This is a genomic window from Streptosporangium sp. NPDC050148 (assembly GCF_055586505.1).
In genome coordinates, this window is sequence record NZ_JBVJIA010000018.1 from 133,950 (window position 1) to 143,254 (window position 9,305).

At 72.1% G+C, this 9,305-nt stretch carries 8 protein-coding genes; all 8 read right to left on the bottom strand.

Translation table 11 applies throughout. The features are described 5' to 3' along the window. Window positions 1–125: 125 nt before the first annotated feature. On the bottom strand, window positions 126–1,529 hold the full coding sequence (locus ACZ6RT_RS21515) for a family 16 glycosylhydrolase (RefSeq protein WP_470155601.1): 1,404 nt from the start codon (window positions 1,527–1,529) through the stop codon (window positions 126–128). 208 nt (window positions 1,530–1,737) lie between these two features. Then, the gene (gene efeB / locus ACZ6RT_RS21520; protein ID WP_470155603.1) at window positions 1,738–3,000 is read right to left on the bottom strand and encodes an iron uptake transporter deferrochelatase/peroxidase subunit; all 1,263 of its coding nucleotides are present in this window, start codon (window positions 2,998–3,000) and stop codon (window positions 1,738–1,740) included. Between the two features lie 19 nt (window positions 3,001–3,019). Then, window positions 3,020–4,168 (bottom strand): iron uptake system protein EfeO, encoded by a 1,149-nt coding sequence (gene efeO / locus ACZ6RT_RS21525; RefSeq protein ID WP_399195002.1) that lies wholly within the window; start codon window positions 4,166–4,168, stop codon window positions 3,020–3,022. Between the two features lie 21 nt (window positions 4,169–4,189). Then, complete coding sequence (gene efeU / locus ACZ6RT_RS21530) at window positions 4,190–5,038, bottom strand: iron uptake transporter permease EfeU (RefSeq protein WP_470155605.1); 849 nt, start codon at window positions 5,036–5,038, stop codon at window positions 4,190–4,192. A 211-nt stretch (window positions 5,039–5,249) separates the two neighbouring features. Further along, window positions 5,250–5,891 (bottom strand): TetR/AcrR family transcriptional regulator, encoded by a 642-nt coding sequence (locus ACZ6RT_RS21535; RefSeq protein WP_399194996.1) that lies wholly within the window; start codon window positions 5,889–5,891, stop codon window positions 5,250–5,252. Then, on the bottom strand, window positions 5,881–6,666 hold the full coding sequence (locus tag ACZ6RT_RS21540) for an SDR family NAD(P)-dependent oxidoreductase (RefSeq protein WP_399194994.1): 786 nt from the start codon (window positions 6,664–6,666) through the stop codon (window positions 5,881–5,883). The genes ACZ6RT_RS21535 and ACZ6RT_RS21540 overlap by 11 nt, the downstream gene beginning before the upstream one ends. Window positions 6,667–6,731: 65 nt before the next feature. After that, window positions 6,732–8,006: a lysine N(6)-hydroxylase/L-ornithine N(5)-oxygenase family protein gene (locus tag ACZ6RT_RS21545; protein WP_470155608.1), complete on the bottom strand. Its 1,275-nt coding sequence runs from the start codon at window positions 8,004–8,006 to the stop codon at window positions 6,732–6,734. Window positions 8,007–8,157: 151 nt separating this feature from the next. Further along, window positions 8,158–9,192 carry an iron-siderophore ABC transporter substrate-binding protein gene (locus tag ACZ6RT_RS21550; protein ID WP_470155610.1) on the bottom strand — a complete coding sequence of 345 codons (1,035 nt, stop codon included), beginning with the start codon at window positions 9,190–9,192 and terminating at the stop codon, window positions 8,158–8,160. Between the last annotated feature and the right edge of the window lie 113 nt (window positions 9,193–9,305).

Below are 9,305 nucleotides of genomic sequence, written 5' to 3' on the forward strand. Positions count from 1 at the left end.
CGTCCCTCCCTCCCCCCCCCCCCCCCCTCCCCCCCCCCCCCCCCCCCCCCCCCCCCCCCCCCCCCCCCCCCCCCCCCCCCCCCCCCCCCCCCCCCCCCCCGCCCCCGCCGGTGCGCGAAGGGCGGTCAGCGCTGCCAGACCCGTACGTAGTCGACCTTGAAGTCGGCCGGGAAGACGGTGGTGGCGTCCGGGTCGCCCAGCCATCCGCCGACCTGGAAGTTCAGCCGCAGGTTGAACTTCCGCTTGTAGTTCAGGTCGCCGCCGAGGGTGTCCTTGAGCCAGGTGGGCGTGTTGCCCTCGCGGCGCCAGATCTCCTTGCCGTCGACGTACCAGCGGATCACGCCCGGCTCCCACTCGGTGGTGTAGGTGTGGAAACCGTCGCCCGGGTACCCGCTCGGGAAGGTGTACCGGAAGTCGTTCTTGGTGGGCGTGTAGTCACGGAAGATCGCCGCCGTCGAGGCCCGGTAGTACTGCGGGCCGCCGGGGAGCTCGGTGACGTCGATCTCGCCGTTGCCCCCGTCGTCGGGACGCATCCAGAACGCGGGCCACAGGCCCTTGGAGTTGTTCGGCCCGTTCGGGGACTTCGCGCGGATCTCGAACCGGCCGTAGGTGAACGACGCCTTGCCCCTCATGGTGTCGAGGTAGCCGGTCGAGTAGTGGCGGGTCGTACCGGCGCAGGTACGGTCCTCCTTGAGCGCCCGCATGGTCAGCACGCCGCCGCTCACGAACTGGTTCGCCGGCCTGCTGGTGATGCAGGCGCGGTCGAAGTCCAGGGAGCTGTCCCTGGTGTTCCACTTGGTGGTGTCGATCGCGGTGCCGTTGAACTCGTCGGCCCACACCAGCCGCCAGCCGGCCGGGGTCGTCGGGGTCGTCGGGGTCACCGTGGGGCTCGCCGTCGGGGTGGGCGTCGGCCTGACCGTGGGGGTCACCGTCGGCGTGGGGCCGGGCGTCGCGCCGGTGGTGTAGGAGATCACCAGGCGCGGCCGGGTCGCCGCGTTGGAGTTGTCGGCGGACGCCCAGTACGTCCGGGTGGTGCGGGTCGTCTGGCGGACGGCGAAGGTGACCGCGCCGTTGCCGGTGACGGCCGAGGAGACGTCCCAGGCGTTGTAGCCCTTGGTGACCGCGGCGTTGGAGTCCAGCGCGGCGCCGAGCGCCGGCCGGCTCGCCCAGGTGCCGGTGCCGGAGGCTCCGCCGTCGGCCTCGTGCGCGGTGGTCGTGGTGCCCGTGAAGGGGTTCCAGGAGTACAGCTCCAGGCGGGCCGTCACGCCGGTGGCGCCCGCGGGCAGGCCGGTGACGTTGAAGCCGACGACCGCGTCCCGCTGCCCCGAGGAGTTCCCGTCGCAGGACTGCGGGCAGGTCGCCAGGGTCGTCCTGGCGCTGCCGTCGCCGTCCTGGGCGACCTGCGAGTAGGTGGTGTCGGCGGCCGGTTTGATCGTGACGCTCGCCGCCGCGGCGGTGGCCGTGCCACTGCCGCAGAGCGTCATGACACCGGTCGCGGCCAGAAGCGCCGCGACCGCGCGTTTCCTCAAGAAGAGTGACCCCGTCGAACGCGGATGAGTCATCTTCCGCCCCCTTGAACATCGTCGGGCCGCCGCTGCAAGCGGCCGTTGATCATGTGAACGGGACGAACCTAACAGTGAAAATCCGGCCTCGACGCTTTTCCGTGTTTTGGACGGTTCCATAGTGAAAAGGAGTGCGCGGGCTCCCGGTGGAGGGCGTCACCGCGGGGTCGCGGTCTCAGGCGAACAGGGCCCGCCCCCAGTAGTCGCCGGCGTCGCGCACGCCCGGCGGGCAGGCGAACAGGGCGCTGGAGACGTGCCTGATGTACTCGTTGAGGGAGTCGGCCTCGGCCAGGGAGCGCTGCACGGTGACGAACTGCCGGTGCGGGTCGCGCTGGTAGGACATGAAGAACAGCCCGGCGTCCAGCCGGCCGAGCCCGTCGGAGCCGTCCACGTAGTTGTAGCCGCGGCGCAGCAGCCGCGCGCCGCCGTTGTTCGACGGGTGCGCCAGCCGTACGTGCGCGTCGTCCTTGATCAGGGCCTGCCCGTCGGGACCCTTGGCGGCGAAGTCGATCGTGTCGAACTCGGCCTTGCGGCCCAGCGGGGCGCCCTCGCCCTTGTCGCGGCCGAAGATCTGCTCCTGCTCGGACAGCGGCGCCCGGTCCCACGTCTCGATCAGCATCCGGATCTTGCGGGTGACCAGGTAGCTGCCGCCGGTCATCCAGTCGGGGCCGTCGCCCGGCGCCACCCACAGGTGGTCCCTCAGCAGCGCCACGTCCTCCAGCTTGAGGTTGGCGGTACCGTCCTTGAAGCCCATCAGGTTGCGCGCCGTCGCCTGCGAGCGCGAGGTCGAGGACGTACGGCCGAAGCCGAGCTGGGTCCAGCGGACCGAGACCCGGCCGAAGCCGATGCGCGCCAGGTTGCGGACGGCGTGCACCGCGACCTGCGGGTCGTGCGCGCACGCCTGCACGCACAGGTCACCGCCGGAGATGTCCTTCACCAGCGCGTCGCCGGGCAGGTGCGGCAGGTCGGCCAGCGCGGCCGGCCTGCGCGACGTCAGCCCGAACCGGTCGTCGAACAGCGAGCCTCCGAAGCCGACCGTCAGCGTCAGCCCGGAGGCCGGCAGCCCGAGCGCCTCGCCGGTGTCGTCCGGCGGTGCCTCGCGGTCCCCGCCGACCGCCCCGAACACCCCGGCCTCCTGCCCCCGCGTCATCCGGGCCGCGGCCGCGGTCCACTCCTGCAGCAGGTCGTCCAGCTCGGCCCTGTTCCCGGTGACCACGTCGAACGAGACGAAGTGCAACCTGTCCTGCGCCGGGGTGACGATGCCCGCCTGGTGCTCGCCGTAGAAGGGGATCGGGTCGGCGGCGGAGGCGGGGGGCGGGGCGGGTGCCGGTTCGGGCCCGCCGGAGGCAGCGCGCACCACGATCGCGCCGGCACCGGCGGCCGCCGCCCCCGCGGCGCCCATGCCCAGCAGTTTCCTGCGGCTGATCCGCCCGCTCATCGCCCCTGCCTCCCGCGGGTCACTTCGCCACCACCGCGGCGATCCTGCTGATCGGCTCGGAGAGCGCGTTGATCGCGTCCGAGAGCTTCCTGAGGTCGTCCTTGGACAGCTCGGTGTGCAGCTTCCAGCCGTCGCCCTTGCGGTGCGCGCCGAGCGCCGCCTCGGCCGCGGCGAACCTCTCGTCCAGCGTCGTGACCAGCTCGGGGGCGCGCTGCTCCAGGACCGGGCGGAGCGCCTGCACCGCCGCCTTGGACCCCTGCAGGTTGGCGTCGAAGTCCCACAGGTCGGTGTGGGAGTAGCGGTCCTCCTCGCCGGTGATCTTTCCGGAGGCGACCTCGTCGAGCAGCCCCTTGGCGCCGTTGGCCAGCAGCACCGGTGAGAGCTCGGCGGCGTTGGCCTTCTCCACGATGGTCGTGATGTCGGCCATCAGCTTGTCGGCGACGGGCCCGTCCTCGCTGATGTCCCCGGTGACCCAGAGGTCCTTCTCGATGCGGTGGAAACCGGTCCACTCCTCGCCTTCGGCCACGTCGTTCTCCCGGGCGTCGATGGCCGGGTCGAGGTCGCCGAAGATCTCCGCGACCGGCTCGATCCGCTCCCAGTAGGTCCGCGAGACCGGGAAGAGCGCCTTGGCCTTCTTGACGTCCTTCGCCTTGACCGCGTCCACGAACTCCTGCGCCTTGGTCAGCAGGGTGTCGCTCTGCGACTTGATGTAGCGCTTGTAGCCGGCGGTGGCCGCCGCGAGCTGCGCGTCGTCGCTGAGCGGCTTGTGCTCGCCGGTGACCTTGAGCGGCCCGCGGACGCCCTTGCCGATCATGCCGGGCTTGCAGGCGGTCTGGTAGGTGCCGGGGGGCAGCTCGATGATCACCTCACGGGTCAGGCCGGGCACGATGTTCTCCACCTCGCCCATGACCCGGTCACCGGCCGCGTAGACGTAGAACTCGGTCACCTTGGTGCCGCCGTTGGTGACGGCGAACGTCGAGGTCCCGGCCGGGACCTCGGTGACGGCGACCTTGCACTCGGTGTCGCTGGCGGCCACCGCGACGGGACCGCCCGCGGCCGGGGCCGCCGAGGCGGCCGACGTCCCGGCGCCGGGGGCGGGATCGGAGGCGCAGGCGGTGAGGCCGGCGAGCGCGAGCACGCCGGTGACGATGGAGACGGAGGTGCGCATGGTCGTTCCGTTCGGAAAGGGTCAGCCCGCGTGTTGCGGGTCGGTCGCTGAGGTCGGGGACACGGGGGCCGGGTTCCGCCGCGGCCACAGGAAGAGCACGAGCGTGGGCAGCGCGTAGGCGGCCCAGGCCACCGTCTCCAGCGCGCTCGGCTGCGGGGTGATGTTGAACATCCCGGCCAGCAGCGCCCCGTGCCAGGAGTCGGCGGGCAGCACGCCGCTGATGTCGAAGGCCTGGACGGACAGCCCCGGCAGGACGCCTGCCTCCTGCAGGTCGTGCACGCCGTACTTGAAGATGCCCGCGGCGACCAGGATCAGCAGCAGCCCGGTCCAGGTGAAGAAGACCGTCAGGTCGATGCGCATCGCGCTGTGGTAGATCGCCCAGCCCAGCGCGACCGCGGTGAGCAGGCCCAGGCTGATGCCGATCAGCGGGACGGCGGTGGTGGAGGCGCCCTGCGCCGAGGCGAAGAACAGCAGCGCGGTCTCCAGGCCCTCGCGCGCCACGGCGAGGAAGGACACGACCACCACCGCGGTCGCGCCGACCTCCAGGGCCCGGCTGAGCCTGGCGCGCAGCTCGCCGGAGAGGGTACGGGCGGCGCGGCGCATCCAGAAGATCATCCAGGTGACGAACGCGGTGGCCAGCAGCGAGGTGATCGCCTCGAACAGCTCCTGCTGCCGGTACTCCAGGCGGGCGACGGTGAAGGTCAGCAGCGCGCCGAACGCGACCGACAGCACCAGGGCGGCGCCGACGCCGGCCCACACCAGGGGCAGCCGGTCCCGCCGGTCGCTCTTGACCAGGAGGGCGACGAGCACGGAGACGACGAGGGTGGCCTCCAGGCCCTCACGCAGTCCGATGAGATAGCTGGCGAACACCGTCACTCCATGAGAACCGAAAACCGCGACCATATTAGGTTAGGACAACCTTAGTCAGGGGGACGGAACGACTCTCGGGCGGGGTGGTCACGGACGGCCGGAGCGGTCCCGGCCGGGGTGCGGTGCCCTCTCGCGGTCCCTCCCCGGCGGTACCCCTCTCGCGGAACCCCCGCGGTGTCCCCTCGTGGCGCCCTGTCGCGGTGCCGTCCGCTCACGCGCGCACGGAGCGCCAGATCCGTTCGGGCAGCAGGCGGCACGCCTCGTCCAGGTCGATGCCGGGGGCTCCGGCCAGCCACCGGCGGGCCGTCTCCGCGACCGGGCCGACGACCAGCGTCTCGGTCAGCGCGTCCGGCAGCTCCACGACCAGGCCCGCCTCGGTGTACGGCCGCAGCCGGCCCAGGATCTCGGCGAGCCTCGGCCCCGTCTCCCGCGTGACCGGCCCGGGGTGGGCGGCGAGGAACCCGGCGTAGGCGGAGGCGTGCACGAAGTGCGCGGCGGACCGGTGCTCGCGGGTGAAGCCGAGGTATCCGGTGACCACGGCGCGGATCACCCCGGCCGCCTCCCGCTCGCCCCGCCCCGGCCGCGTGGCCGCCCCGGCCCGGACGAGGTCGCGTTCGGCGTCGAGGGCGGCGATGACGGCGTCGAGCAGGCCGGACAGGCAGCGCGCGTACAGTGCCGCGGCCAGCCCGTCGAAGCTGCCGAAGTGGTGGTAGAGGCTGCCGACGCTGACGCCGCTCGTCCCGGTCACCGCGGTCATCGTGAAGCCCTCGGCGCCGTGGCGGTCGTACAGCTCCAGGGCGGCGGCCAGCAGCCGTTCCCTGGTCTCGTCGCCGCGCCTGTGCCTAGGCGACACCGGTGAGCTCCGCGGCCTGCGCCCAGAGCCTGCGCGCCAGGACGGCGTCGGCCGCCACCGGCTCCAGGGGCAGCTCGCGGTCGACGTCGAAGTAGCGCCCGGTACCGGCCCGGTCCATGGCCACCCCCAGGACCGCGGCCGCGCCCTCGGCGGGTGCCTTCCACAGCAGCTTGGCGGCCTTCAGCAGCACCCCCACCGGGCCGCCGCGGTCACCGAGCCCGGTCCTGATCACCCCCGGGTGCACGGCGTCGACCGTGACGCCCCGCTCCCTCCAGCGCGCGGCCCACAGCGGCGTCAGCGCCAGGTTGCACAGCTTGGTGTCGGCGTAGGTGCGCACCGGGGAGAAGTCCGCGCCGGTGGGCGTGCGCCCGGGGTCGGCGCGGCCCTTGACGTACAGGCCCGCGGTGACCTGGACGACCCTGGTCAGGCGGTCTTCCAGCAGGTGGTTGAGCAGGAAGGGGGCCAGGTGGTTGACGGCGAAGGACTCCTCGAACCCGTCCTCGGTGAGCCGCCGCGCCGCGGGCCAGATCCCGGCGTTGTGGATCAGCACGTCCGGGCGCGGGCAGACGGCGGCCAGTTCCCCGGCGGCGGACCGGATCCCCCGCAGGGTCGACAGGTCCGCCGTCACCAGGTCGGCGCCGAGCCGGGCCGCCTCGCCCGCCGCGGCGGGGTTCCTGGCCACGAGCACCACGCGGTGGCCGAGGCGGGCGAACTCCTCGGCCGTGGCCAGACCGATCCCGCGGTTGCCCCCGGTGATGACGACGCTGGGTCTCATGTCCGGGAGCGTACCGGATTCTAGAGAGTCTCTCTAGAATCGGTCCCCGGCTCCGGGCGGGCCGCTCAGGGTTCGGCGCCCTGGGGCACCTGCGCCGAGCGGCGGGCGATCGAGCGCACGATCTCCCCGGTGCGCACGGCGGTCATGGACAGCAGCGACGAGGCGATCCCGTGGGTGTCCTCGGTGGCCCCCTGCAGGTAGACGCCCCAGCTCTTGCCGGGGTCGACGGCGATCCGGTAGTCGCGCTCCACCAGCAGCTCGCCCGCCTCGCCGGTACGGCAGTGCTCGCGCGCCTCGCCCAGCAGGTCCAGCGGGTTGCGCTCGCGGTAGCCGGTCGCGCAGACGACCGCGTCGGCCTCGATCGTGCTCGTCTCGCCCGTGGGCAGGAAGCACAGCCGGACGCGGGCGCTCTCGCCGTCCTCGTCCACGCCGAGCAGGCGGGAGGCGTTCAGCATGCGCAGGCGCTCGACCCCGGAGACCTTCTCGGCGTAGGAGCGCCGGTAGAGCTCGTCGATGAGGTCCATGTCCACCACCGAGTAGTTGGTGTTGCGGGAGTAGGCCAGCAGCATGCGCTTGACCTCCTCGGGGGCGGTGAAGAAGTGGTCGACGGCCTCGGGGTCGAAGATGCGGTTGGCGAAGGGGCTGTCGTCGGCCGGCGAGTAGCCGTACCGGGTGAAGACCGCGCAGATCTCCGCGGAGGAGTAGGTGCGGTGCAGGTGCTCGACGGCCTCGGCCGCGCTCTGCCCGGCGCCGACCACCACGAACCGCCTGGGCTCGCGGCCGCCGAGGCCCTCCAGGCGGGCCAGCAGCTCCTCGGTGTGCCAGATCCGCTCTCCGGAGCGCACGCCGCCGGGCAGCACCGGGTCCAGCCCGACCGCGATCACCAGGTTGCGGGTCAGGCAGGTGTGCAGCTCGTCGCCGCGCTGCACGACGACCTCCAGCGTGTCGTCGTCGTGCGGGCGCACCGCCACGACCTCGGAGTCGTAGCGCACCAGGTCGGCGAAGGAGGCGGCGACCCACTCCAGGTAGTCGTGGAACTCCAGCCGGGTGGGGAACATGGTCTTGTGGTTGATGAAGTCGACCAGCCGGCCCTTTTCCTGCAGGTAGCACAGGAAGGAGTAGGGGCTGGTCGGGTTGCGCAGGGTGACCAGGTCCTTGAGGAAGTGGACCTGCATCGTGGCGCCGTCGATGAGCATGTTGCGGTGCCAGCCGAACCTGGGCTGCCTCTCGAAGAAGACCGCGTTCACGCCGGCGCCGTACTCCTCCTCCAGGGCCACCGCGAGCGCGAGGTTGGAGGGCCCGAAACCGATGCCCACGACGTCATAGACCGGGCTCGACATGTTCGCCTCTCACGTGCTGAGGAATGGTCCCCCGGAGCCGGGCGGCGGCGGGGGGAGAGCGGGTCCGCGCGAGATCCGCAGGGTCCCGCGGGAGCCCGCCCCGGGACGGCCCGCCGGGGCGGGCCCGTCCCGGGGAGGGCCGGGACGTCCGTCAGGAGGACGAGGCGGCCTTGGCGGCCTTGGCGACCTGGGGCACGAGCTGGTCGACCACGTAGGGGATCGCCAGCGGCGTCGGCGTGCGCAGCGGCCAGAACGCCTTGAGGTCCAGCGGCACGTACGAGCCGCGCTCGACCACGTCCAGGCCGGAGAACAGGGCGTTGGCCTCGATCTTCTTCTGGGTGGCGGCGTCGTCGTTGTAGTGGCTGAGCAGCACGTCGACGTCGAGGACCTTCACCTTCTCCATGCTCAGCTCGGCCGCGAAGCCCTCGCCGGGCAGGGCCTTGATCTCCTCGGGCAGCACCATCCCGAACTGGTCGAAGAGCTTGACGCTGATGTCGGCGTCGGACTTCATGACGCCGATGTTGCCGGACGGGAAGACGCTGGTGAGCGCGTACTTCTTGCCGGAGAGCTCGGGGTGGGAGGTCTTCACCGAGGCGATCTTCGCCTCGACGTCGGCGACGAGCTTCTCGCCCTCGTCGGCCTTGCCGACCGCCTTGGCGACCTGGCGGGCCACGGTCTGCCAGGAGTCCTCGGCCGGGCCGGTCTCGTAGGCGGTGGTCGGCGCGAGCTGGGACAGGCCCGCGTACTCCTTGTCGATGTAGTAGTCGCCGCCGGCCAGGATCAGGTCGGGCTTGAGGGCGGCGATCTTCTCCAGGGAGAAGCCGGCCTCGCCGGCCTTGAGCAGCTCCGGCTTCGCACCGGAGAGCCTGGGGGCGGTCCAGGGGGTGAGGCCGTCGGGCTGGATGCCGGTCAGCTCCGCCATGCCGACCGGCTGCACGCCCAGGGCGAGCAGGGTGTCCTGGTCGATCTCACCGAGGGCGACGATACGCTGGGGCGCGGATTCGATCGTGGTGGTGCCGAGCTTGTGGGTGATGGTCACCGGGAATCCGGAGCCTGCCTGGGCGGCGGGCGTCGTGGCGCTCGCGGCGGGCTGCTCGCCACCGCCTCCGCCACCGCACGCGCCGACCAGGCCGAGGCCGAGCAGGAGTGTTCCGGTGGCGAACAGACGGCGCATCGTGTCGCGCATGGGTATGGGTGTCCTTCCAGAGCTCACGAGAGCTCCCGTTTTAGGTAAGCCTCACCTAAGTTAACAATCTTTGCCCGCCCTGGGAAGCGCTTCACGACGAAGCGCTTCCCGGC

Coding starts and splice junctions, on each gene's coding strand:
- efeB (WP_470155603.1), bottom strand. CDS start 3,000: ATGAGCGGGCGGATCAGCCGCAGGAAACTGCTGGGCATGGGCGCCGCG.
- efeO (WP_399195002.1), bottom strand. CDS start 4,168: ATGCGCACCTCCGTCTCCATCGTCACCGGCGTGCTCGCGCTCGCCGGC.
- ACZ6RT_RS21540 (WP_399194994.1), bottom strand. CDS start 6,666: ATGAGACCCAGCGTCGTCATCACCGGGGGCAACCGCGGGATCGGTCTG.
- ACZ6RT_RS21545 (WP_470155608.1), bottom strand. CDS start 8,006: ATGTCGAGCCCGGTCTATGACGTCGTGGGCATCGGTTTCGGGCCCTCC.
- ACZ6RT_RS21550 (WP_470155610.1), bottom strand. CDS start 9,192: ATGCGCGACACGATGCGCCGTCTGTTCGCCACCGGAACACTCCTGCTC.